The organism is Arthrobacter sp. 10L424, from assembly GCF_056395325.1.
In genome coordinates, this window is record NZ_JBFTJH010000001.1 from 1 (window position 1) to 24278 (window position 24278).

General features: G+C 67.8%; 24 protein-coding genes. 16 read left to right on the forward strand and 8 right to left on the reverse strand.

From position 1 onward, the window contains the following. On the forward strand, positions 1-483 hold a 483-nt coding region (locus tag AC1DC5_RS00005; RefSeq protein WP_476863787.1), incomplete at its 5' end, for an enolase C-terminal domain-like protein. Between the two features lie 170 nt (positions 484-653). On the opposite strand, the gene AC1DC5_RS00010 is transcribed toward AC1DC5_RS00005, so the two are convergent. Beyond that, complete coding sequence (locus tag AC1DC5_RS00010) at positions 654-863, reverse strand: hypothetical protein (protein WP_476863788.1); 210 nt, start codon at positions 861-863, stop codon at positions 654-656. Positions 864-1140: 277 nt separating this feature from the next. Then, positions 1141-2238, reverse strand: coding sequence for a DNA alkylation repair protein (locus tag AC1DC5_RS00015; RefSeq protein WP_476863789.1), 1098 nt, complete (start codon positions 2236-2238; stop codon positions 1141-1143). 123 nt (positions 2239-2361) lie between these two features. Here AC1DC5_RS00015 and AC1DC5_RS00020 point away from each other — a divergent pair, with 123 nt between their 5' ends. Both AC1DC5_RS00020 and AC1DC5_RS00025 read left to right on the forward strand, forming a co-directional pair. Continuing rightward, on the forward strand, positions 2362-3144 hold the full coding sequence (locus AC1DC5_RS00020; RefSeq protein ID WP_441406475.1) for a phosphatase PAP2 family protein: 783 nt from the start codon (positions 2362-2364) through the stop codon (positions 3142-3144). A 51-nt stretch (positions 3145-3195) separates the two neighbouring features. Beyond that, positions 3196-3504 carry an MmcQ/YjbR family DNA-binding protein gene (locus AC1DC5_RS00025; RefSeq protein WP_441406474.1) on the forward strand — a complete coding sequence of 103 codons (309 nt, stop codon included), beginning with the start codon at positions 3196-3198 and terminating at the stop codon, positions 3502-3504. Here AC1DC5_RS00025 and AC1DC5_RS00030 read toward each other — a convergent pair. Then, positions 3501-3794 (reverse strand): MerR family transcriptional regulator, encoded by a 294-nt coding sequence (locus AC1DC5_RS00030; RefSeq protein WP_441406473.1) that lies wholly within the window; start codon positions 3792-3794, stop codon positions 3501-3503. The genes AC1DC5_RS00025 and AC1DC5_RS00030 overlap by 4 nt on opposite strands. A gap of 152 nt (positions 3795-3946) precedes the next feature. On the opposite strand from AC1DC5_RS00030, the gene AC1DC5_RS00035 reads away from it, so the two are divergent. From AC1DC5_RS00035 to AC1DC5_RS00045, 3 genes are all read left to right on the forward strand, one after another. Then, a complete protein-coding gene (locus AC1DC5_RS00035) occupies positions 3947-4372 on the forward strand; it encodes an Hsp20/alpha crystallin family protein (RefSeq protein WP_441406481.1) in 426 nt (141 codons plus the stop codon). A 171-nt stretch (positions 4373-4543) separates the two neighbouring features. After that, on the forward strand, positions 4544-4933 hold the full coding sequence (locus AC1DC5_RS00040) for a hypothetical protein (protein ID WP_441406472.1): 390 nt from the start codon (positions 4544-4546) through the stop codon (positions 4931-4933). Between the two features lie 120 nt (positions 4934-5053). Next, on the forward strand, positions 5054-6586 hold the full coding sequence (locus AC1DC5_RS00045; protein WP_476863790.1) for a glycoside hydrolase family 1 protein: 1533 nt from the start codon (positions 5054-5056) through the stop codon (positions 6584-6586). A gap of 31 nt (positions 6587-6617) precedes the next feature. Here AC1DC5_RS00045 and AC1DC5_RS00050 read toward each other — a convergent pair whose 3' ends face one another. Beyond that, complete coding sequence (locus tag AC1DC5_RS00050; protein ID WP_441406470.1) at positions 6618-7688, reverse strand: App1 family protein; 1071 nt, start codon at positions 7686-7688, stop codon at positions 6618-6620. A gap of 127 nt (positions 7689-7815) precedes the next feature. Between AC1DC5_RS00050 and AC1DC5_RS00055 the strand changes: the two genes are divergently transcribed. The 5 genes from AC1DC5_RS00055 (at position 7816) to AC1DC5_RS00075 (ending at position 12005) form a co-directional block, all read left to right on the forward strand. Next, the gene (locus AC1DC5_RS00055) at positions 7816-9609 is read left to right on the forward strand and encodes a glycoside hydrolase family 15 protein (protein WP_476863791.1); all 1794 of its coding nucleotides are present in this window, start codon (positions 7816-7818) and stop codon (positions 9607-9609) included. A 107-nt stretch (positions 9610-9716) separates the two neighbouring features. After that, positions 9717-10025, forward strand: coding sequence for a YegP family protein (locus tag AC1DC5_RS00060; protein ID WP_441406468.1), 309 nt, complete (start codon positions 9717-9719; stop codon positions 10023-10025). A gap of 43 nt (positions 10026-10068) precedes the next feature. Then, complete coding sequence (locus AC1DC5_RS00065; protein WP_476863792.1) at positions 10069-10779, forward strand: HAD family hydrolase; 711 nt, start codon at positions 10069-10071, stop codon at positions 10777-10779. Between the two features lie 28 nt (positions 10780-10807). After that, positions 10808-11179 (forward strand): hypothetical protein, encoded by a 372-nt coding sequence (locus AC1DC5_RS00070; RefSeq protein ID WP_476863793.1) that lies wholly within the window; start codon positions 10808-10810, stop codon positions 11177-11179. A gap of 64 nt (positions 11180-11243) precedes the next feature. Next, complete coding sequence (locus AC1DC5_RS00075) at positions 11244-12005, forward strand: SDR family oxidoreductase (RefSeq protein WP_476863794.1); 762 nt, start codon at positions 11244-11246, stop codon at positions 12003-12005. Positions 12006-12023: 18 nt separating this feature from the next. Here the strand turns inward: AC1DC5_RS00075 and AC1DC5_RS00080 are convergent, their stop codons facing one another. After that, positions 12024-12431, reverse strand: coding sequence for a sterol carrier family protein (locus AC1DC5_RS00080; protein WP_476863795.1), 408 nt, complete (start codon positions 12429-12431; stop codon positions 12024-12026). Between the two features lie 472 nt (positions 12432-12903). Here AC1DC5_RS00080 and AC1DC5_RS00085 point away from each other — a divergent pair, with 472 nt between their 5' ends. From AC1DC5_RS00085 to AC1DC5_RS00100, 4 genes are all read left to right on the forward strand, one after another. After that, positions 12904-14184: a glycosyltransferase gene (locus AC1DC5_RS00085; protein WP_441406463.1), complete on the forward strand. Its 1281-nt coding sequence runs from the start codon at positions 12904-12906 to the stop codon at positions 14182-14184. Beyond that, a complete protein-coding gene (locus AC1DC5_RS00090) occupies positions 14181-16040 on the forward strand; it encodes a right-handed parallel beta-helix repeat-containing protein (RefSeq protein ID WP_476863796.1) in 1860 nt (619 codons plus the stop codon). Before AC1DC5_RS00085 ends, AC1DC5_RS00090 begins: the two co-directional genes overlap by 4 nt. Then, the gene (locus AC1DC5_RS00095; protein ID WP_476863797.1) at positions 16037-17164 is read left to right on the forward strand and encodes a NosD domain-containing protein; all 1128 of its coding nucleotides are present in this window, start codon (positions 16037-16039) and stop codon (positions 17162-17164) included. Before AC1DC5_RS00090 ends, AC1DC5_RS00095 begins: the two co-directional genes overlap by 4 nt. A 71-nt stretch (positions 17165-17235) precedes the next feature. Further along, positions 17236-18645 (forward strand): UDP-glucose dehydrogenase family protein, encoded by a 1410-nt coding sequence (locus tag AC1DC5_RS00100; RefSeq protein ID WP_476863798.1) that lies wholly within the window; start codon positions 17236-17238, stop codon positions 18643-18645. A 27-nt stretch (positions 18646-18672) separates the two neighbouring features. Here AC1DC5_RS00100 and AC1DC5_RS00105 read toward each other — a convergent pair whose 3' ends face one another. From AC1DC5_RS00105 to AC1DC5_RS00115, 3 genes are all read right to left on the reverse strand, one after another. After that, positions 18673-19818 carry a right-handed parallel beta-helix repeat-containing protein gene (locus tag AC1DC5_RS00105; RefSeq protein ID WP_476863799.1) on the reverse strand — a complete coding sequence of 382 codons (1146 nt, stop codon included), beginning with the start codon at positions 19816-19818 and terminating at the stop codon, positions 18673-18675. Positions 19819-20057: 239 nt separating this feature from the next. After that, the gene (locus AC1DC5_RS00110; protein ID WP_441406458.1) at positions 20058-21074 is read right to left on the reverse strand and encodes an asparaginase; all 1017 of its coding nucleotides are present in this window, start codon (positions 21072-21074) and stop codon (positions 20058-20060) included. Between the two features lie 35 nt (positions 21075-21109). Further along, positions 21110-22777: a molybdopterin-dependent oxidoreductase gene (locus AC1DC5_RS00115; protein WP_476863800.1), complete on the reverse strand. Its 1668-nt coding sequence runs from the start codon at positions 22775-22777 to the stop codon at positions 21110-21112. A 192-nt stretch (positions 22778-22969) separates the two neighbouring features. On the opposite strand from AC1DC5_RS00115, the gene purD reads away from it, so the two are divergent. After that, positions 22970-24277: a phosphoribosylamine--glycine ligase gene (purD, locus tag AC1DC5_RS00120; protein ID WP_476863801.1), complete on the forward strand. Its 1308-nt coding sequence runs from the start codon at positions 22970-22972 to the stop codon at positions 24275-24277. Position 24278: the final 1 nt, after the last annotated feature.

Genomic DNA, 24278 nt, shown 5'->3' on the forward strand with positions numbered 1-24278 from the left:
AACCAGGAAGGCCTGCGCCTGGTCCGCCAGCACACCACCACGCCGCTGGCGATCGGTGAAATCTTCAACACCGTCTGGGACTACCAGACCCTGATCAAGGAACAGCTGATCGACTACGTGCGGGCCGCGTCCACGCACTTCGGCGGCATTTCGCCGTTGAAGAAGGTGATGGATTTCGCCGCGCAGTACCAGATCAAGTCCGGCTTCCACGGGCCGACGGACATCTCCCCGGTCGGGTTCGCCGCGCAGCTGCACGTGGGCCTGGCGATCCATAACTACGGGATCCAGGAATACATGCAGCACTCGGATGCGACGAACGAGGTCTTCGAGCAGTCCATGACGTTCGTGGACGGGTACCTGCACCCGGGCGACAAGCCCGGCATCGGCGTCGAATTCAACGAGGAAGCCGCAGCGGCGTTCCCGTACCAGCAGGCCTACCTGCCCTACAACCGACTCGTCGACGGCACCGTCCATGACTGGTGAGCGGACACAACCGGTGACCCGCCAGGCCCGGTAACCGGCCACGGCCGGTAGTCCTGAAAGGACCGGGAACAAAAAAGGTCCCGGGCGGGAGTCGATGCTCCGCCGCCCGGGACCTGGCTTGTGGCGCCAAAATCAGGCGCTGGGGGCAAGCGCTTGAGGCCCTGCCAGGATCAGCGAATGAGCTCCCGCGTCATGCCAAAGGGGACCTGGTCGGACAGCGCCGCAGTGTAGTGGCCGGCCTTGTGACGGGTGAGCAGGATGCCCTGCGTCCCGGTTGCCATGGCGATCTGCTGGAGACCGCGGACGGCGTCGTCGAGCCGTTCGTCAAGCACCTGACGGCTGTCGACCTGGATCTCAATGCATTCAGTTACTGTGGTCATCGCTCTGTTCTTTCTTGGGTGTTACTCGTCGGCCCCAATAATTGAAGCGACAATAACGTCATATTTATAGGGCCGTCAAATCACCGCGCCGTATCGGACCGGCGTCTGTTCGGACCAGCAATTTGGTCGAAGCGGGCCGCGCGCCGTTGACCTGCTGTTCCATCGCCACAGGCGTTGCTGCGGTGAGTGTGGTCACGTCGGACCGCTCAGGGGCCGGCGAAGGATGCTCACGGACACGGCGGTCGCGGCCGTCCGTCCGCGCAGGGGAGGTGGCGCCTTAGGTCACAACCGTGAATCCGGCTGCCGGATAGCGAACTCCGTTGACCTGCAGCTGCAGTGCGTGGCTGCCGGGGTGGTGGACCCGCGTGGTCATCTGGCGGAAGGCATGGCGCTTCGAAAATGTCCTGGACTCGCCCGGCCCGAGGACGGGCGTGGCGAGCTTGAACACCTTCTCCGCGAGCGTCCCGTTGGCCTTGGCATAGTGGACCACGAAGTCGACGGCGAGCCGGGCCTCCGCGGGGCCGGTGTTCGTGATTTCAAACGCAAAGGCGAGTTCTCCGGGAAGCTCGACGGCGGTGCTGTCCAGCCGGGGCGGCGTCACGGCGATCGACGCCGGCGGGAACCCCAAGAGTTCCAACGCACCCGGATGGGCCTTCTTGAGCAGGGTCCGCAGCCCGTGCCGGACCACCCAGGGAGTGTTCTCGTCCGGGGCGGCCATCCAACCGGCTGCTGTGGCCACCACATCGCCGGGGGCGTGCCGGGCCAGGTCGTTCAGGTGGTTGGCCACCGAGCGCCGGACGTCGACCACCGGTTCCCGGTACAGCGCGTCGAGGATCGGCAGGGTGGCGGCCGGCCGGTCCGTGATCTCCGGGACGCGGATTGCCCAGGGGAGGTACGCCCGGGTGCCCTCGCTGGCGAGCCGGCGGACGTGCCAGTCCGGGTGGGACGTCCAGGCCTGGATGACGGCCAGCGCCCGGTCCAGATCTGCGGCGAGGAGCCTACGGATCGCGAATTCAGCGGTGAGCCTCGGTGTCAGTTCGGCGAGGAGCGCCAGGCAGTCCTCGAAGTCTTCCGGCCCGGTTGAGTCATGGGCCAGGGTGGCCGCTGCCTCGGTCACGGGCCAGATCATCCAACCGGTGAAGTCCGGATCATCCAGCGCCCGGCGGAATATGGCTGCCGTTCCGGCGTAGTCCCCGGGCAGGTCAGCGAGCATGGCGCGGCTGAGGAGGTCGGTGCGTTCCCGCAGGCTCAGCCCGTCCAGTTCTCCTGCCGACGCGGCCAGCTGGGTGAAACGGCCGCCCGGTGAGGCGGCGGCCAGGATCCGCCCCAGTGAGCCGACGACACCCGGGTTGATCAGTTCATTCATAACGCCCATGGCTTCAGGCTACCGGGGAGGGGGCCGCGGGACTGACGGGGAGCCCACGGCCCCTGCGGAGCCGGAACCGGGATATTCTTCTCGAAGGATATGTCCACACACGGTGCAGAGGCGGAGACGGGAATGGCAGAGGAAGCTACCGGGAAATCGCCCGGCCGCTGGCGGGTCTTCCACGACAAGTTTGTCGTGGAGGAACGCTTCATGAGCGAGCGGGACCGAAAGAACCTGTACCGGACCGCCGTCGGCCTCATGATTCTGGGAACTGTGTTGTTCCTTGTGATCCTTGCCGGTGTCCTCCAGCATGACGGGCTCACGGAAGGCGACGAACCTGTCCGTTCGGGGCTCCTGACCCTGCGCTCCGAGCCGCTCACTGCGGTCATGATCTTCCTGGCGATTGTCTTCGGACCCGTCGCCCTTCCGATCATCGTCCTCGTGGTGACGGTGGCCTGGGGCCTGCTGGCGAAGCATGCCTGGCGGCCGATGCTCCTGGCCGGCGCCATGCTCACCGGCGTGATCCTTGCCCAGATCATCGGGCGCACCATCGGGCGCCAGCGACCGCCCGTGGACCTCATGCTCTTCGGCGCCGACTTCACCTTCTCCTTCCCGTCCGGCCACGTCCTCGGCGCCTGCGACTTCCTGCTGGTCGGCACGTTTCTGGTCGTCTCCCGCCGGCGCAACCCCAGGGCCGCGGTCGCAGGCTTCGCACTGGCGGGCGTGGGGATCTTCTTCGCCGCGGTGAGCCGGCTCTACCTGGGCTACCACTGGCTGACCGACGCCTTGGCCTCGTTGTCCATCTCCTTCGTCATCCTGGGCGGGGTGATCGCCCTGGACACCTGGCGGACTGCCCGCATCCGAGGCGAGCAGATCACCGGAACACTCTCCAGGGCCGACACCAGCCAGGATTAGCTCCCGGCCATTGCTCCTTGCCCCCGCCCTGCGCGGGTGCCAGAGTGGGGCATGGCCACCGAAGATGACGTCCGACGCGCCGCGCTGGCCCTCCCGGGAGTGGTGGAGCGGCCCAGCTGGGGCCAGCCCGCCTGGTTTGCGGCCACGCTCATGGCCAGGATCTGGGAGGCGGGCGTGCTCACGGTCAAGACCGAGGAACGCGAAGCCCTCGCCGGAACGGACCCGGACACGTATTTCTGGACGCCGCACCACGATCGTTCGCCGTTGCTCGTGCTGGTGCGGCTGGACCGGATCGATCGTGAGGAGCTGGGCGAGCTCCTCGAGGAATCCCACCGCATCGCCGGCGGCCGGAAGCTCTAGGTCCGGCGTGGCCTGACGCGGTTCAGCTCAGCCTGGAGCCGGGCATTGACCGCTTCGAGTTCCAGCACTTTGGCCACGCCGGCCAGATTGAGCCCCTCCTCCAGCAACTCGCCGATCCGCCGCAGCACCGCGAGATCCGAGTCGCTGTACTGCCTCGTGCCCCCGGCGGTGCGGTCCGGGGTCAGCAGCCCTCTCCGCTCGTAAAGCCTGATGTTCTGCTGCCCGGTCCCGACCAGCTGGGCCACGACCGAAATCGCATACAGGCCCAGCTCCCGACCATGTTCCGTCACGGCACTCCTTCGCGGCATTTTGATGTGCGGGTTTTCCCCCTTGCATCAGTTTCGCACCGGTGCTATAAAAAATCTATATCCACTACCACAGATAATTAGATGGCGTGGATACAGGAAAAAATCAGGACTCTCGCATGAAGGAGTGGGAAATGATGTTGATGCGTACGGACCCGTTCCGTGAACTGGACCGGCTGACCCAGCAGGTTTTCGGAACGGCGGCAAGGCCCGCAGCCATGCCCATGGATGCATGGCAGGAGAACGGCGAGTTCGTCGTCGCGTTTGATCTTCCCGGCGTCAACGTTGACTCGGTGGACCTCGATATCGAGCGCAACGTCCTGACGGTCAGGGCTGAACGGCGCGATCCGACGCAGCCCAATGTGGAACTGATCGCCTCTGAGCGGCCGCGCGGCGTCTTCAGCCGCCAGCTCCTTCTCGGCGACACCCTGGACACCGAGAAGGTCACGGCGAACTACGCCGACGGCGTGCTGACGCTCCGGATTCCGGTGCTGGAGCGGGCCAAGCCCCGGAAGATCGAAATCACCCACGCCGAGGGCAAGCTGCAGCAGATCGGGATGTAACAGCGGGCTGTCCGTCCGGCAGACGCAGAACGCGACGAGGGACGACGGCGGCCGCAGCGGGCCGCCGTCGTCCGATCCCGGCGCTTGCTCCCGGGCGTAAGAGACAGCCAATGAGCACTCGAGAGGGAATGAGCACTCGAGAGGGAATGAGCACTAGGAAGGAGGGCGGCCATGAACGCATGGCGCCGCTATGATTCGCACCTGATGCCGGTATTCCACGAGCGCTTCGAGGCCAGATGGGGTGAGGGGACCGCGCCGTTTCTCGACCCGGAGGCCCATGAAGCGCCGCTTCCGCGGGCGCAATGGATCAACATCGATACCGGGGCCGCGCTGGCTGTGGTTCCCGTCTGGACCGTCGACGACAGCCAGCACCGTTCTTTCGGTGTCTTCTACCTGCCGCCGGCTGGCGACATCTGGGTGCTGAGGCCGGGGTACACGAGTTATCTGGAACCCTCAGCGGACGAGGCTGCACAACTGCAGGCCCTGCGAAATGATGCATTCAAAAAGGCCGTGGCACACGCCAAGGAATTCCTGTTCGGCCCGGAGACCGCCTCGTACTGAGGCGCAGTAAAAGCGCGGCCGGACGAGGCCACACCGGCATGCGGGCGCTGGTCGTGGCGCGGGGCCGGGCGGCGGCCTAAAATCAGTCAACTGCCTGCAACTACATAAGGGACCCTGTTGATGAAAGCTTCCGCCAAGGACTTGGCTTCCCTCCTGCCGCCGCGGTTCACCCTCGGAGTGGCGACCGCAGCCTTCCAAATCGAAGGCGCCCTGGACGAGGACGGACGCGGCCCCGCGGGGTGGGACGTCTTCGCCGCCAAGCCCGGAGCGATAGTGGAGGACCACAGCCCCGCGATAGCGTGCGACCACTACCACCGGATGCCCGAAGACGTGGCCCTCATGAAGGAACTCGGGATCGATTCGTACCGGTTCTCGCTGTCCTGGTCCCGGATCCAGCCAGGCGGCAGCGGCCCGGTCAATCCCGCGGGCCTGGACTTCTATGACAGATTGATCGACCTGTTGCTGGCCAACGGCATCGCGCCCATGGCCACGCTGTACCACTGGGACACGCCGCTGGAGCTGGATGAAGCCGGGGGCTGGATGAACCGGGACACGGCCTACCGGCTGGGGGAGTTCGCCTCGATCGCCGCGGCCGCGTACGGAGACCGGGTCACCCGCTGGGTTACTGTCAACGAACCCGCCACGGTCAGCACCAACGGCTACATGCTGGGGATGCACGCGCCGGGCGAGGCGCTCATGCTGAAGGCCCTGCCCAGCGTCCACCACCAGCTCTTGGGCCACGGCTTGTCGCTGCAGGCGCTCCGGGCGGCGAATGTGCCCGGCGAAATCGGGATCACCAACGTCTATTCGCCGATGGTGCCCGCCTCGATCAATCCGCTGGACAAGCTCAGCGCCGGCCTGATGGACATGGCCCAGAACCGGCTCTACGCGGATCCCGTCCTGCTCGGCAAGTACCCTGACACCGTCCGCGCCGCCACCTTCTTCTCCTCCTTCAGCCCGTCCAGCGAGGACATGGAGCTGATCTCGCAGCCGCTGGACTTCTACGGGCTCAACTACTACATGCCCACGCGGGTGGCCTCCGGTCCGGGTGAGGGTGCCGTGCCGAAGGGGATGGCCGAGGCCATGGGCGATGACCTGAGCGGCACTGCGCCGGGCGCCCCGTTCCACATTGCGTCGTTCCCGGACACCGAGATCACCGCGTACGGCTGGCCCATCAAACCGGAGTACATGGCCGTAGCGCTCGCGGAAATGGCTGAGCGCTACCCGGACCTTCCGCCGGTCTACATCACCGAGGGCGGGGCGAGCTTCGAGGACCTCGAGATCCAGGATCCCGACGGCGGGCTCATCATCCCGGATGAACGACGGATCCGCTACCTCGCGGACCATATTGCCACCGCCATCGAAGCGACGTCACCCGGCGGCGTGGCGGAGTCGGTGGACCTGCGCGGGTACTACGTGTGGTCGCTGATGGACAACTTCGAATGGTCGGGCGGCTACAAGCAGCAGTTCGGGCTGCTGCACGTGGACCGCGAGTCCCAGGAGCGCACCAAAAAGGCCTCGTTCCACTGGCTTCGGGAAGTCCTCGCGGCCCGGCACTCGGACTCGGTCCCGGTGCCTCCGGGCGCAGGGGGCGCCACTTCCGACGGCGGGCAGGTGGCGTCCGACGCCGGCCACCCTCAGCCGGCAGGCTAGCCGCGGCACCGGCGGCCGGCCCCGCAGGCGTCTAGAGAATCCCCAAGCCCTGCAGGCTTTTCGCCATGCCTGCGCCGTCCGGGGAGTAGATCCAGGGAACATCGGAACCGGCGTGGTCCCCGGTCTCCGAGTGGCCGCCGGCCAGGACGGCTTCGCTGGCGGAGAGTTGGCGGATGCCGATGGCGGCCACCCGGTCGCCGTGCTGCTGGGCAAAGTGTGAGTAGATCGATTCGTCGTGCTGTCCGTTGTCGCCGAAGAGCAACCAGCGCATGTTCGGGAACTCTTCGGCGAGCAGTTCCAGGTTGCGGCGCTTGTGCTCCTGGCCGCTGCGGAACCACCGGTCATGGGTGAGGCCCCAATCGGTGAGCAGCAGGGCGCCGGAGGGGTACATATTCCGCGTGATGAAGCGGGCCAGAGTGGGGGCGGCGTTCCACGGCCCGGTCGACAGGTAAATGACCGGGGCGTCCGGGTGCTCCACCTTGATCCGGTCCATCAGCACGGCCATCCCGGGGGTCGCCATCCGGGCGCGTTCGTTGAGCACGAAGGTGTTCCAGAGCGCGAGGAAGGGCCGGGGGAGCGCCGTGACCATGATCGTGTCATCGATATCGGACACGATCCCGAGCTTGGTGTCGGGGGCAATGACAAAGATCTGCGCCGTGGCAGGCGGGGTGCCCTCGGCGCGCAGCACGGCGGTGTGCCAGCCCGGGGTTAGTTCCACCTGCACGACGGTGTCCACGAGTCCGCCACGGTCCGCCTGGACCCGCGCGGTGACCCCGCCAACCTCGATCTCTACCTCGGAGTATTGGACCGGTACGGACGTGAAGGCCCGCCAGCCGCGGATGTTCTGGTTGCCGTTCTGGGCTGCCTGCTCGGCCCGGCTGCCGGGGTTGGGCTTGCTGGTCAGGACCACACGGCCGAGCACCCGGACCCACGTGGTGGATCCGTAGCCCTGGTAGGCGACGGTGGTCGGGACGAAGTCCCAGCGGCGGGCCGACTTCAGGCGGATGCTGTTGAAGGTATCCGAGACCCAGTGCGCCAGGCGGAAAGCCCGGTTGCCGGTAACGGGTTGCGGGCCGGGTGATTGCTGTGACGCCAATTCCATGCCTCCACTCTCCCACAAGGGCATGATGGGCAGCGGACTGTGTCCGGCTCCGCCGCGGTCCCAGCAGCGCCGCGGTTCAACTGAGGGTCCTAGTCCGCTGGGAAACGGGTGTGGCACTGTAAGACCCATGGCACGCATAGAAGATTACGCACTGGTCGGCGATCTGCACACCGCGGCCCTGATCAGCACCGCGGGCTCGATCGATTGGCTCTGCCTGCCGCGGTTCGACTCGCCGGCCTGCTTCAGCGCCTTGTTGGACACGCCCAAGGCCGGGCGCTGGCTGCTGGCGCCAGCGGGCGGCGGTGAATGCACCCGTAGGCACTACCGCAAAGGCACTCTGATCCTGGAAACCGAGTGGGAGACGCCCTCCGGAACGGTCAAGGTCATCGATTTCATGCCTCCGCGCGACGAGGTGGCGGACATCGTGCGGATTGTGGTGGGCATCCGCGGAACAGTCAGGATGCGCGGTGAGCTGGTCCTGCGTTTCGACTACGGGCACATCGTGCCTTGGGTCCGCCACGACAAGCACGGGATCCACGCGGTGGCCGGTCCCGATGCCGCGTATCTGGTGACCGAGGCGCCCTTGAGGGGCGAGCGCCTGCAGACCATCAGTGACTTCACCGTCAAAGCCGGGGATCGGGTGCCGTTCGTGCTGACCTGGACGCCGAGCCACCTGCCCCGTCCCCGGACCGTCGACGCGGAACGGGCCCTGGCGTCCACCGAGGAGTTCTGGCGGCGCTGGTCAGCAAAGTGCACAGTCACAGGGCCCTACCGGGAGGCCGTGCAGCGCTCCCTGATCACGTTGAAAGCGCTGACGTTCGCCCCCACCGGCGGGATAGTGGCGGCCGTGACGACCTCCCTGCCGGAGGAATTGGGCGGCGAACGGAACTGGGACTACCGGTTCTGCTGGCTCCGCGACGCCACACTGACGCTCCAGGCACTGCTCGCGGCCGGCTACACGGACGAGGCCGCCTGCTGGCGTGACTGGCTGCTGCGGGCCGTGGCGGGAGACCCCAAGGACCTGCAGATCATGTACGGCCTCCATGGCGAACGCCGCCTGCCCGAGATGGAGCTGCCCTGGTTGCGGGGGTACGAGAACTCCGCCCCGGTCCGGACCGGCAACGGCGCTGCGGGGCAGCTTCAGCTCGATGTCTGGGGCGAGGTGCTGGACTGCCTGTCACTGACCCGGAATTCGCTGCTGACAAGCACCGACGAATCCTGGGATGTGCAGCTCGCTTTGATGGAGCACCTGGAGTCCGCCTGGCGCCGGCCTGACAACGGACTCTGGGAGATGCGCGGGCCGCGGCGCCATTTCACGCACTCCAAGGTGATGGCGTGGGTGGCGGCCGACCGGATGGTCAAGGGCGTCCGGGACTTCGGCCTGCCCGGCCCCGCGGACCGGTGGGAGGAACTGCGGGAAACGATCCGCGCCGACGTCATGTCCCGCGGGTTCGATGCCGAACGCAATACGTTCGTCCAGTCTTACGGGCGGCCGGAGCTCGACGCGAGCCTGCTGCTCATCGCGCGCGTCGGGTTCCTGCCCCCGGATGACCCGCGCATGATCGGCACGATTGACGCCGTCCAGCGTGAACTCACCCACGACGGATTCCTGCGCCGCTACAAGCCGGCTGAATGCGACGACGGGCTGTCCGGCGAGGAAGGGGTGTTCCTGGCCTGTTCGTTCTGGCTCGTCGAGGCCCTCTTGGGGGCCGGCCGGCACCATGAGGCGCAGGAACTGTTCGAGCGGCTGCTGGCGCTGCGCAACGACGTCGGACTCCTGAGCGAGGAATGGAGCGTCGAGGACGGGCGTCAGCTCGGCAATACGCCGCAGGCCTTCAGCCACTTTGCTCTTGTGAGGAGCGCCCTGGAACTGAATGAAGTGGGTGTACGCCGCAGCGACGCCCCGCTCCCGGGCCGCTGAACAGGGGAGCTGCGCCGGGAACCGGGAGGAAAATGGTGTTCGTCCAGACCTTAGATAAGTATACTTACTAATATCCCACCCCGGGGTAGAGGATAGAGGAGTGTGCGATGGCTGGATATTTCGAACTCGTGGACGCGCCCGACGGCGGCTACCGGATCCGCATGCTTGACGGGGCCGGCAGCCTGATGGCTGTCTCCGTCACCTTTCCCACCAAGAGGGCAGCCGTGGCAGGCATCGCCCAGGCCCGTGAAATTGCCGGCACCGGGCTCATCCGGGACCGCAGTGCCGGCGGGCAGGCCGCACCCGCGGGCCCGCTGACGAGGATGACCCGACGGACTGCAGGGGGTGCCGGCCGTGGAACCTCCCTGGCTGGCGGTTCACTGGCCGCAGGAAAACGGGCGCGGGCTCATCACTGACGCAGAACCTGGCGGCCCCCTTGGCCCGGGCACCCCAGACTCCTTGACCGCCAGCACGTCCCGTCCGGGGCGCAAGGCCGCCGTGCTCTTCGACGTCGACGGCACCCTGGTCGACTCCGCCTACCTCCACACGCTGGCGTGGTGGCAGGCCTTCCGGCAGGCCGGGTACGACGTGCCGATGGCGAGCATTCACCGCGCGGTCGGGATGGGCGGGGACAAGATCCTTGCCAAGCTGCTGCCCGCTGACCGGGACACGGGCGAGGACAGCACCATCATGACCTCGCACGCCGCAGTGTTCTCCACTTTCTGGCCGGCCCTGCGCCCGCTGGACGGTGCCCGCGAGCTGCTGGCGGGCTGCCACGACAGCGGACTCGCCGTGGCGCTGGCATCCTCCGCCCGGGAACGAGACCTCGAGGTGCTGCGGGCCACGATCGGCGCCGACGCCTTCATCGACGCCGCCACCAGCTCGGCAGACGCGAAGGAGAGCAAGCCGGCCCCGGACATCCTCGTGGCCGCCCTCAACGCCGTTGGTGCGCCGGCAGCGGACGCAGTCTTCGTGGGCGACGCCGTGTGGGACATCTACGCCGCAGGGAAGCTCGACATTCCGGCCATCGGCCTGACCTGCGGTGGCACCAGCGAGGCGGAACTCCGGGACGCCGGCGCCGTCGAAATATATCCGGGTCCGCGGGCGCTACTGGAGAACCTCCGGGACAGCGCCATCGGACAGCTCGCCGCCCGCGTCCGGCGGAGCTAGCGGGACCGCCGGCGGTTACAGTGTTCCCATGAATTTATCGGGGGACGGTCCGGCCGGGGGCGATCCAGTAGGGGACGGCCCGTCAGGGGACCGGCAATCCGGGCCGTCGCGCGCCACACGGCTGGCCCGTGTGGCTGTGCCGCTCGTGGCACTGGCCCTGATCTTGGCGGGAATCGTCCTGCTGTCGGTGCCGGTGCAGCAGGAGAGTTTCGGCTGGTTTGCTTACGCCCCGCTGTCCCAACAGACCTTCGTTCCGCAGGGCATGCTGATCATGGACAGGGAGAAATGGGCGGGCGTGGTGCTGAGAGGTGCGGGCCTGTTGGCGCTGACGTTCTGGTCCGGCTTTCGTGCCGGCCGGCGTTCCCGCTGGCGCGGGGACGGCCACCCCTCCGCGACATGACACTTGGCCGCAATGTTGGCGCGGACCACTGCCGTGAAATGCGAACTCGGCATACGCTAGCCGGATGACACGACAGCACTTGCCCGGCCGCGTAGCAGTAGTCACCGGCGCCGGATCGGGGATCGGCCGGGCGGTGGCCCGGCTCATGCTCGCCGACGGGTACCGGGTGGTGCTGGCGGGCCGGCGGGAAGCGCAGCTGCAGGAGACCGGCGCGGGACATGCCCAGGCGCTCGCCGTTCCGTGCGATGTCACCGTGCCCGACGACGTCGAGCGGCTTTTCGCCGCAGCCCTCCAGCACTGGGGCCGGGTGGATGTGCTCTTCAACAACGCAGGCGTGTTCGGTCCGGCCGCCTCCGTGGACGAAATCAGCCCCGCGGACTGGGACGCCACCCTGGCGGTGAACCTGACCGGTTCCATGCTGTGCGCCGCCGCCGCCGTACGGGCCATGAAGGCGCAGTCGCCGCAGGGCGGGCGGATCATCAACAACGGATCGATCGCCGCACACTCACCCCGGCCGCGGACCGTTGCCTACACGGTCACCAAACACGCCATGACCGGGCTGACCAAGAGCATCGAACTCGACGGCCGCGGCTTCGGCATCACGTGCGGGCAGATCGACATCGGCAACACGGCCACGGAGCTGATGGACACGATCGGAGTCGGCTCCGGGGTCGTTCAGGCCGACGGCAGCAGCCGTGTTGAGCCGACCTTCCCGGTGGACGACGCCGCCCGCGCGGTGTTGCTGATGGCCGGCATGCCGCCCTCCGCCAGCGTCGGGTCCATCGTGATCACGGCCGCCGGGATGCCGTTTATCGGACGCGGTTAGCCGGAGAAGGCGGCGCGATCACAGCGGCAGCAGCCCGGACAGGTCGGCGCGCAGCCCCGAGGCGGCTACCCGCCCGGCGTCGACGGCGTCTGCCCAGCTCAGGTGCCCGCTGACCATCGCGAGCCAGGTGGCGGCGTCGCACTCAATCACATTCGGGGGAGTGCCGCGGGTATGCCGCGGGCCCTCCACGCACTGGGTCACGCCGAAGGGCGGAACCCGCACTTCCACCGAGTTCCCGGGCGCCCGCGCGGTGACCTCCTCCAGGGAGTAGCGGACCGCCGTCGCAAGAGTGCTGCGGGGGACAGGTGCGCCCGTTTCCGGGGCATCACTTCCGGCGGAATCCGGCATGCCGGTATTGGCTGCCTGCCATGCTGCGAGGGCCGCGCGGCCCTCGTTCAGGGCTATCCGGCGGCGTTGTACAACCATTAATATTGCCTCCTGTCTGTCGCAAAGCAGCTAACGCGGCCAACGCCTCTGCCGAGGGCCGCCGGGCGGTTGCCTATTCCACCCTACCCCTCACGTAATTCATATTTTGTAAACATCCTTGACAAATATTCGGCCATTAGTAGCAGTAAAAGCGAGTAGCTACCCGCAATTGGACCTAGGTAATGCCCCACGCAAATACCAGTAGGGCACCCTGCTAATCGCGTACGCAAATCCCTAGCGTGACTTACCGCCGTAAGCCCATGCTCGAAGTGCAGCCAGCCGAAGAAACGGCGGCAAACGGACGGCGCGGATGGGGCCATAAAGTGGCTCGTCGGGCGCGGCGCAGGACACCGGGCCGCAAGTAGCGGCGCTTTTTGCATCGAACAGCGCATCGAACGGCGCATCGAACGACATTGGGGGGCAATAGTCTTTAGCGTCCCTTCTCTCATTCGCACCGCAGTGAAGGCCGATTATGCGTTCCTTTGATATTCCGCAAAATCAAACCAAAACCACATTCGATTGGTCCGCCCTCAGCGATTTCTACACCGAGGCATCCCCATACTTTCCCGTGGCCGTGGCCGGAGCCATTGTGTGGGGCTTGTGGCTGTACCGCTTCATTCTCTCGCGCCGGGCCCGGCCGGTGGTGAACGATTTCGAGGCCACGACCTCCGTGATCGTCCCGTCCTTCCACGAGGATCCCGACATCCTCATGAGCGCCCTCGAATCCTGGCGCCAGCAGCGGCCTGACGAGATCATCATTGTCCTCGACGTCGAAGATCTCGAGGCGTACCGCCGCATCACGGCGCTGGGGGACAAGACCATCCGGCCGGTGCTGTTCCACCACGTGGGCAAGCGGTCAGCCCTGGGCGCCGGCGTGCGGCTCGCGCAATACGACCTCCTGGTGCTCACGGATTCCGACACCTGGTGGAAACCGGACCTGCTCCGGAACGTCCAGATGCCGTTCGCGGATCCCCGGGTCGGCGCCGTCGGCACACACCAGAACGTCTACCAGCGGAACACAAGCATCTGGCGGCGCATCGCGGACTGGATGGTCAACCTCAGGTATCTCGACTACGTGCCGGCGATGGGCCGCGCCGGGGCGGTGCCGTGCATTTCGGGCCGGACAGCGGTCTACCGCCGTGAGGCCGTGCTGCTGGTCCTGGAGCATCTGGAAAACGAATACTTCATGGGCCGCCGGTGCATCTCCGGCGACGACGGGCGCCTGACCTGGCTGGTCCTGGCCTCCGGGTACAGGACGGTCCACCAGTCCACCGCGCAGGCGCTGTCCATGTTTCCGTCGACCTTCGGCGCCTTCGTCAAGCAGCGGGTCCGCTGGAGCCGGAATTCCTACCGCTGCTACCTGACGGCGATCGCCATGGGCTGGTTGTGGCGCGTCCCGTTCGTCACCAAAGTGACGGTGCTGCAGATCCTGCTGACGCCCGTGACCATGGGGCTGACGGTCTTCTACCTGATCTTCAACCGGCTGGACCCGACGCCGCTGGGTTTCGCGGCCGCCGCGTGCTGGCTGCTGCTGGGCCGGGGCATCCGGGGCATCTCTCACCTGCGCCGGGAGCCCAAGGACCTCCTGATCCTGCCCGTCTTCGCCCTCACAGTGATCCTGGTGGCGCTGCCCATCAAGGTATACGCCTTCGCGACGATGAACAGGCAGGGCTGGCTCACCCGGCACACGGACCAGGTCGGCGGCGACGGCCAGGACGCCCGGAGCCTGACGCCGGGGGCGGCCTCGACATGAGACCCACCAGGCAGGGACTGCTCGTCACCCTCGCCGCCGTGCTCCTCGCGGGGTCCGGCACGCTGATCCTGCAGGCCGACAAGCTGTTCAACCAGCGTCCGCTCGATCCCGTGGGCCGGAACGAAATCGCGGCCAACGGCAACGTCCAGGGCGAAATCTACCCGGGGGATCCGGCCCGCGAAGCGCAGCTCGTTCAACGCGAAGACGAACGGCTCATCTACGTGCGCACCGTCGCTTCGGTCGCCCGGTGGCGGGTGGACGGGCTGGAGGGCGCCTTCCGCCTCCGCACCGGCTCCACCTACACCCTGATCCTCCCGGCCCGGCCCGAACCGTACACCCTCGCCGATCTCGAGGTCCTCACGCCCAAGGGCTTTGTCCGTCAGCCGGACGGCGCCTACGTCCTGTCCGAGAGCATCGTCGTCCTGCCGGGGGCCAATCTTTCCCTGCTCGCCCCCGACAGCCCGGAGGGACTCGACATCCGGCTGGAAAGCACCCGGGACCACTTCGTCTCCATTGTTGCCCTGGGCGGGTCCCTCACCGTGGCCGGCTCGGCGACGGCGGACGTCCGCCTGACCAGTTGGGACAGCGCGGAGCAGGCCGTCGACACGAGCACCGCTGACGGCCGCGCCTACATCCGGGTCCTCGGCGGACACGCCTCCCTGGCCCGCGCCAACATCTCCAACCTGGGGTTCTGGAGCGGCAACACCGGCGGCCTCTCCCTGACCGGAACGGACGACGTCGGGGCGTTCCAGAGCGGTCCGCCCACGGCAGAGCAGGCCACAGAGGCAGCCGCCGGCGGGGCGCGGGTGCTTCCCGAGGACGTCCTGGCCGCCTGGGCCGCCAGGGAGCAGGAATACAGCGTGGTGACCGCCGGCATCGATGACGTCACCATCGACGGCAACGCCTTTGGCCTGTTTGTCTCCAACGCCCGGGACATCATCATCGAGGACTCGGCCATCACCGGGAGCCTCGTGGACGGCCTTGTCCTGCACCGCGCCGTCACAGATGCGCAGATCACCCGGACACGATCGTCGGACAACGCGGTGGATGGCTTCACGGTGGCCAGCTCCACCACGCGGGTCCTCATGGAGAAGGTCACGGCGGAGCGCAACGGCCGCAACGGAATTTCATTCGACGGCCGGCCCCTCGCGGACGGGCCCAACGCCGTCGGCACTGCCGTGATTCCCTACGGCGGCAACCGCGTGACGGAAAGCTCGGTGGTGGGGAACGCCCGCTACGGGATCGAGCTCAGCGGCGGCAGCAACCTCGACGTCGAGAACAACCGCATTGCTGCCAACGAGGTGGGCGTGGTGGTCAACCACGGAGCCAGCGGCGTCGGCATCAGCCGGAACGAGTTCAGGGACCAGCGCCTCCAGGCCGTGGCGGTCCGGGACGCGCACGCCTCTGCAGCGGTGTACCGGAACACCATCACCGGCGGGGACACCGGAATCTACGTCCGGAACGCCCGGGCCGACATCACCGCCAATACGCTGGGCTCCATTGCGAACCACGGAATCACTCTTGTTGGGGAGGTGGGCGGCACCATCGTCGCGGGCAACACGGTGGCCGGCCAGGGCAGCGCGGCCATTTGGGCGGAGGGGGCCGCCGGGGCCGCCGTCACGGAGAACAACCTGCTGGGGTGGGCGCCGGCCTACACCGTGGACAAAGCCGTAGGGTCCATGTTCCAGCCGCTGAGCCTGGTCTGGATCGCGCTCGGCGGCCTGCTGCTGCTCACCGCCGTGGTCCGGAAGAAGAGGACGGCACAGATCCGGAGCCCCTACGAAGAACGCGTGCCGCTGACCACGCTCAGCCGGGGATTCGTGGTTCCCGACGACGTCGCAGGACTGCGGCAGTGAAGCCGGCCATGACCCCGGCCCGCCCCTGGCTGGTGGCACTTGCCCTGCTGGCTGCCGCGGTGATCGGGGCAGCGGCCTGGCTTGCCGCGGGCAACATGGCAGGTCCCTCCGGCCCAGGCGGCGTTGAGGGCGGTGCCGACTCCGGGCGCGGCACCGTATCGCCTGGGCCGGCCGGGTCAACCGGGCCGCCGGGGTCAATCGGGCCGCCGGGGCCCACCGCCGCGCCGCCCGGCGGGGACTGCCCGGCGGCCACCGTCACCGTAGCCAGCGCAGCGGAACTTCAGGCCGCCCTGATGAACCCCGCGCCCGGATCCGTCATCGGCCTCAGGCCAGGCGTCTATGCGGGCAACTTCACCGCCACCGGAAACGGGGCGGAAGGCCGGCCGGTAACAGTCTGCGGCACGGCCGGCAGCATCCTCGACGGCGGGCGGCTCGACGACGGCTACGTGCTCCACCTCAACCGGGCATCCCACTGGGTGCTCCAGGGTTTCGCCGTACGCAACGGGCAGAAAGGCGTGATGGTCGATGAAACGACGCACTCAGTACTGCGGGGCCTCGATGTCAGCAACACCGGCGACGAAGCCATCCACCTCAGGAAATTCAGCACCGACAACAAAGTTTTGGAGAATTCGATCCGGGACACCGGGCTGCGGAAACCGAAATTCGGTGAAGGGATCTACGTCGGCTCAGCGGAAAGCAACTGGTGCGACATCAGCGGTTGCGGGCCGGATAAAAGCGACCGCAACGAGGTCGCCGGAAATGACATTTCCGGGACTTCCGCAGAATGTGTTGACATCAAGGAAGGGACATCCGGGGGCATCGTTCGCGACAACCGCTTCGACGGTTCCAGTATTGCCGGCGCCGATTCCTGGGTGGATGTGAAAGGCAATGACTGGACCATCGACAATAACTCCGGCCGAAATTCACCGGTGGACGGATTTCAGACCCACGAGATTGTCGACGGCTGGGGCACCGGGAATGTATTCCGTAACAACACAGCCGAGGTCAACGGACCCGGCTTCGGCTATTCGCTGACTCCGGTACGCGGCAACGTCGTCGAATGCAGCAACAGCGCCTCCCAGGCCGGAAAGGGCGTCTCGAACCAACCCTGCAAAACCGCCTAGAAAAACCGGGCCGGGCGCAACCGTGCCGGCCGACGCCAGCCAGGGTGCTTTCCCCAGGAAGAGAGAAGTCAATGCGCAACCCTCCGTCCTCCGCTGTGCCCAATCCCAGGGTCACCGTCACCGGCACCGGGTACCTCGGCGCCACACACGCCATCTGCATGGCGATCATGGGCTACGAGGTGCTCGGCGCCGACGTTGACCGGAACAAGATCGACATGCTCTGCGCCGGCTGCGTCCCGTTTTTCGAACCCGGCCTGCCCGAGAAACTTGACGAGGCCCTCGCCTCGGGCCGCCTGCACTTCACCACCGATTTCGACGAGGTTGCACAGTTCGGCGACGTCCACTTCCTCTGCGTCGGCACGCCGCAGGCCGCCGGATCGGGGGCCGCGGACCTGAGCTACGTCGAGGAGGCCTTCAGTTCCCTGGCCGCGCGCATTTCCCGCAAGGCCCTGCTCGTCGGCAAGTCCACCGTTCCGATCGGAACGGCGGCCCGCCTGAGCGGGATGGTCAAGGACATCTCGCCGATCGGGCCCGAACTGGAGCTGGCCTGGAACCCGGAATTCCTCCGCGAGGGATTCGCGGTGCAGGACACCCTCTTCCCGGACCGCCTCGTCTTCGGGGTGGAGTCCGCGTGGGCGGAGGTGCAGCTCCGCGCGGTGTTCGCCCCGATCCTCAGTACCGGCACTCCATTGATCGTGGCCGACCTGTCCACCGCGGAACTGGTCAAGGTGGCCGCCAATTCCTTCCTTGCCACGAAGATCTCCTTCATCAATGCCATGGCCGAGGTCTGCGAAGCCACCGGTGCCGACGTCAGCCTGCTGGCCCAGGCGCTGAGCCTTGACGACCGGATCGGCCGGCGGTTCCTCAAGCCCGGACTGGGATTCGGCGGCGGCTGCCTGCCCAAGGACATCCGGGCCTTCCGGCACCGCGCCGAGGAACTGGGTGTGGGCCAGGCCGTCAGCTTCCTGGGCGAGGTCGATTCGATCAACAACCGGCGGCGCGTCCGCACGGTGGACCTGATCCGGGAACTCGCCGGCGGGACCCTCGCGGGCGTGCGGGTGGCGGCCCTCGGCGCGGCCTTCAAACCGAATTCCGACGACGTGCGCGACGCCCCGGCACTCGACGTCGCCCGGCTCCTGTACCTGGAGGGTGCCGCGGTGACCGTCTACGACCCCCAGGCCAACGCCAATGCCCACCGGCTCTACCCGGACCTCAACTACGTCGCGTCGATGGAGGAGGCGGTGGCCCAGGCTGATGTGGTGGCGCTGCTCACCGAATGGGAAGAATTCCGCCGCGCTGACCCGGACTACCTTGCGGGGTTTGTCCGCCGGCGGCTCATCGTTGATGGCCGGCATGCCCTCGATGCCAGCGACTACACCGCGAAGGGCTGGGAGTACCGCGCCCTGGGCCGGCCCTACCAGCCGAGGACTGTCATTCTGCTCGAAGACGCCCGCGACGGCGCCACCGGCACGCCAGCCTGAGCTGCGGGATTGCCCTGGCGGCCCCCGTCAGGGCGTGCACGGGATGTTGGTGAGTCCGCGGCCCGCAGCGCTCGGCTGGCACCGGACGGTGTTGCCCAGGTCCGCGGACTGGATCCAGACCTCGTAGCCCGGCACTCCGCCCTGCACGGTGTTGCCCGAAAAGGCGTTGTCGCGGCCCCATCCGTCCAGGACGGTGTGCACCTGCAGGGCGTCGAGCTTGGTGGCTGACCCGGAATTTCCGGTCACGTTGTAGCCGTTGCCCTTGACGTCCACCCAGGAATCGGCGGAGTTGGCGCCGGAGAACCCCGCCCCGGAAAAGCTGTTTCCGGTGATCTTGCCGCCAGTGGTGCCCTCCTTGATGTCGATCCCTTCGGCAGCCGTCCGGGAGACGCGGTTGTTGCTGATCAGGATCCGGTCCGAACGGTCAGGGGTCGTGGCGGACCCCATCACGGCCTCCCAGTTGCTCTTGGCGCTGCCCACGTAGATGCCTTCGCCAAAGCCAGGCTTGACCAGGCCCGTGTCGTGGATCTCCGAGTCCCGGATGGTGCAGTCCGTGCTGCTGGCACGGAAGTGCACTGCCTCGCTGCCGATACTGCCGACGTCGACGTTGTCCAGGACGGTGTGGGCGGATCCGTCCAGGACAATTCCCTTCGCGGACTGCGCGACGGACAGGCCCGAGACCTGCCAGTAGCTGCCGGTGACGTGCAGCCCGTAACCGGATTTCAGTGACCCGGAGCTGAGGACGGCAGCGCGGGAACCGGTCAGGGTAATGGGAGCCGCGTCCGTGCCGGACGCTGCGGCCACGAACTTTCCGGTGTAGGCGCCGTCGTTGAGCCGGATGGTCTGGCCCGGGAGAGCCGCAGCGAGGGCTGCGCTGAGTTCGGCGGCGGTGGAGACGGTCACCGTCCCGGCGGCGGGGCTGGATGCCGCGGGTGACTCGGGTGGAGGTGCCGTGGATGGCGGCGTGGCGGCCGGCGCGCCGGCGTCGGGCGTTTCATTTCCCTCAGCCGCCGGCGTGGAAGACGCATGGGCGGGGAGCTGCCCGGCTGCCGGGGCGGCGGGCAGCGCGGACGGGGAACCGGCGGAAGGGACGGCGCCGAGAACCAGCAGCGTCAGGCCGGCGGCCAGGATCGGCAGGACCCGCGGCGCCGGGGGCTGGCCGGAAGTCACCATGCTGCTCCGTTCGGTACCAGGGTCCGGGCGTGCAACCGGAGCGAACGTCCGGAACCACCAAGACTGCCCGATCCGGAGGGCCCCGTCCAGCAAAATCGGTCCGCAAAACGCGTCAGGGCAGCGCGCCCGGAGGTCCTGCCACGTTATGCGGCCGGCGCCGCCGCCGGCCGTCCCCTCAGCCGAGCAGCGCCGCCGCCGGCCGTCCCCTCAGCCGGGGAACGCCGCCGTCGGCCGCCGCGTCAGTCGAGCAGCGCCGAGACGGCGTGGCCGAGCCGGATCTTGCCCACCGGCCGGCCGCCGCCGAGCACGGGGGCAACAACTTTGTCCAGGACGCTGGCCACTTCCGGGACGTCGACGGCGCCGGCAGCCGCCAGCAGGGTCAGGCCGACGAGCGTGGTGGCCCGGATGTTGCCGTCAAGGACTTTGATGGCAACCGAGGCGCCGGTGGGCGTGGCCATCACCAGCACGCCCTCGGCGCCGATCTTCGCGAGGACGCCGAGCTCGTCCATGACGATGGTGTTGCATTCGCCCTTGCCCTGCACCGCCCATGGGTAGTCCAGCATCGAGGTGGCGATCGTGGCGGCGCGGGCGTTGGAGTTCTTGTCCCCGGGGGCCTTGGCGAGTTTGGAGAAGGCACGGGCCAGCCCGGTCAGGGAGACCGCAGCTACGGGGGCGCCGCAGCCGTCAATGCCGAGGTGGGCGATGTTTTCGCCACAGTACTCCTCGATCACGGAGCGGATGCGCTGCTGCAGCGGGTGGTTGGGCTCGAGGTAGCTGTGGGTGTCCCAGCCGTTCTCGGTGCAGGCCCAGAGGAACGCGGCGTGCTTCCCGGAGCAGTTGAAGGCGAGCTTGGACATGCCCCGGTCGGAGCGGACCAGCCAGTTGCGGGCCGTCTCATCCTCGGGCCAGGCGGCCGGGCACAGGAGCTGCTCTTCCTTGACGCCCGCGGCCTTGAGCATGCCCTCGACGACGTCCATGTGGTCCAGCGAGCCGACGTGGCTGCCGCAGGCGATCGCTGCCTGCGCGCCGCGCAGGGGGACGCCGGCCTGCATGGAGGCGAGGGCCTGCAACGGCTTCAGCGTGGACCGGGCGTAGATCGGGGTGGTGATGTCGCCCAGTTCGGTGACGACGGTGCCGTCCCCGGCGATAAGGACGGCGGAGCCGATGTGCCGGGACTCCACAAAGCCGCTGCGTTCAACGACGGCCAGTTCGACGGCGGACTCGACGGTGAAGGTGGCATGCGAATTCAAGGGCATACAGCAAGTCTATGGTGCCCGGCAGTGATACCCCGTTATTCCACGGTCACCATCAGCGACTGCCAGCCCGAGGCGCCGTCGGGCACCGGATCCGCCCGCTTGTCCGTCTGGACCTCGCCGGTTCCGTCGGTGGCGCGGGCCTTGATGTAATGCGGGCCCGGGGTGGCGTCCCAGTCGAAGGACCACTGGCGCCAGGTGATGAGTGAGGCCTCGTCGGAAAGCGTGGCTTCGGTCCAGGGCCCGTTGTCGATCTGCACCTCAACCTTGGTGATGCCGCGCGTCTGGGCCCAGGCGGTGCCGCCGATCGCGACCCGCCCGGCCGGGACCCTGGCGAAGGACTTCGGGACTTCCACCCGGGCCATGGTCTTGATGGGGCCGCGCTCGGACCAGCCGCGCTGCGTCCAGTAGGCCTTGCTGTCCGCGAAACGGGTGACTTCCAGGTCCACCACCCACTTGGTGGCGGAGACGAAGCCGTACAGGCCCGGGACCACCATGCGCACCGGATAGCCGTGTTCCAGCGGCAGCGCCTCACCGTTCATGCCGATTGCCAGCATGGCGTCACGGTCGTCCTGCAGGACCTCGAGCGGTGTCGAGGCGCTGAAGCCGTCGATCGAGGTGGAGAGCACCATGTCCGCGCCCTCCTTGGGCCGGGCCATCTTGAGCACGTCACGGATGGGCATGCCCAGCCATTTGGCGTTGCCGGCCAGGTTACCGCCGACCGGGTTGGACACGCACGTCAGCGAGACGTGGGACTCGATCAGGTCCGCGTCGAGCAGGTCCTGGAAGCTGAGCCGGACTTCCTGTTCCACGAGGCCGTGGATGCGCAGCTCCCAGTCCTGGACGTTGACTTCGGGCACGCTCAGGGCCGTGTCAATGCGGTAGAAGTCGTTGTTGGGCGTCAGCCACGGCGTAACCCCCGGCGCCTTGGACTGCACCCCAGCGGGCACGGCGGGGGCCGCCTTGGCCGGTGCCGGGAGCTGGAGGGATTCGCGGGCCTGGGCGATGTTGCTGCGGGCCGAGCTGAGCATGCGACCGCCGGTCGCGGCGATGGCTGAGGCTGCGGCGGTGATTCCGGTCGCGGCGAAGAAAGCGCGGCGGCTCGTTGCGGGACGTTCCGGGTCCTTGGCTGCCAGGTCCGCGTCCATTTCCGGCCACTCCTGCATCCGCCACAGCCGCGTGATCAGGAAGCGGAGCGCAATGAGTCCGGCCACGGTGCCGATCAGCGTGGGAATCGCGTTCAGCGGCTTCACACTGGCCCGGGTCACCACGCTCGCGACGATCACGGCACCCATCAGCAGCACGCCTGCGACGCCGAGGGCCCACTTGCGGTACGCCACGATGCCCAGGACGCACGCGAGCAGCAGGATGGTCACCCCCATGCCGACGAACAGGGCGAGCTTGTCGTTTGTGCCGAAAGTGGCGATCGCGAAGTCCTTCATCCACGGCGGCGTGAAGTCGATGAAGGTCGAGCCCAGGGCGATCACCGGCGTCGCCCGCGCCGTGAAAAATGCTCCAACCAGTTCCGCCACGGACAGCACGACGGCGGCGGCGGCCACCCCCGCCAGCGCGGCAAGGGCGGTGGGTCCGGACAGCCACCTGGCGGCCGGGCGCTTGCCGGGCCGCTTCCGGGCGCGCTCCTCGATGCTGAGTTCTTCCGCGCTGGATTCTTCCGTGGCGGGCGTCTGCGTGCTGGGCTTGTCCATAACAGGTCTTCGTAGCTGACAGCTCCGAGGATGGCCCGGCGGGCGGGGCCACCATCGAGGGACATGCCCTCCCTTCGGGCGCAGGGACGGACTTACGGGCATTGTGTCCAGTGGGCGCGGCCGGGACTGGGCATGTCCGGCGGTGGTCACAGCTTAGGAGCCTGCTGGGTCCACAAAGTACCCTTGGGAACTGTGAAGGTACTTGTCATCGGCCCCGGCGGCCGCGAACACGCCATTGTCCGATCCTTGCTTGCAGACCCGAACGTGTCCGAGGTCCATGCGGCCCCGGGCAACGCCGGCATCAGCAAACTGGTCCCCACACACGCCATCGACGCGAACGATCCGGACGCCGTCGCTGCCCTGGCCACCAGGCTCACCGTCGACCTCGTGGTGGTCGGCCCCGAGGCGCCGCTTGCCGCCGGCGTGTCCGACGCCGTCCGAGCCGCCGGCATCCCGGTGTTCGGCCCCAGCAAGGCCGCGGCCCAGCTTGAGGCCTCCAAAGCGTTCGCCAAGGAAGTCATGGCCGAGGCCGGGGTCCCCACGGCGATGGCCCGGGTCGCCGGCACCGCCGAGGAAGCCGCCGACGCGCTCGACACCTTTGGCGCCCCCTACGTCGTTAAGGACGACGGGCTCGCCGCAGGCAAGGGCGTCGTCGTCACCAACAACCGGGCCGAGGCCCTCGCCCACGCCCAGACCTGCTTCGACGCCGGCGGAACCGTGGTCATCGAGGAGTTCCTCGACGGCCCCGAGGTCTCCGTCTTCGTCCTCTGCGACGGCAGCAACACGGTGGCGCTCTCCCCGGCCCAGGACTTCAAGCGGATCTTCGACAACGACGAGGGCCCCAACACCGGCGGCATGGGCGCCTACACCCCGCTGGAATGGGCCCCCGAAGGCCTCGTCCAGGAGGTCCTGGACCGCGTCGCCCAGCCCACGGTCAACCAGATGGCCCACCGCGGCACCCCGTTCGTCGGTGTGCTCTTCGTAGGCCTCGCCCTGACGTCCCGCGGCACCCGGGTAATCGAGTTCAACGTCCGCTTCGGCGACCCGGAAACCCAGGCCGTCCTCGCCCGCCTCAAGACCCCGCTCGGCGGGCTGCTCATGGCAGCCGCCAAGGGCGGGCTGGACAAGGTCCAGCCGCTGCGCTGGTCCAAGGAAACCGCCGTCGCCGTCGTCGTCGCCGCCGAAAACTACCCGGATGCCCCGCGCACCGGCGACCGCATCCGCGGGCTCAAGAAAGTGGAGTCGATCGAAGGCGTCCACGTGATCCACGCCGGCACGCGGCTCGACGACGAAGGCAAAGTGGTCTCCGCCGGCGGCCGGGTCCTCGCCGTCGTCGCGCTCGGCACGGACCTCGTCGAGGCCCGCGAACGGGCGTACGACGGCGTCGAACTCGTCCAGCTGGACGGCAGCCAGTTCCGCACCGACATCGGCGGAAAGGCGGCCCGCGGCGAGATCAAAGTGCAGTCGCCCGGCGCCGCCGCCACGAAAGCGAAGGCCTGAG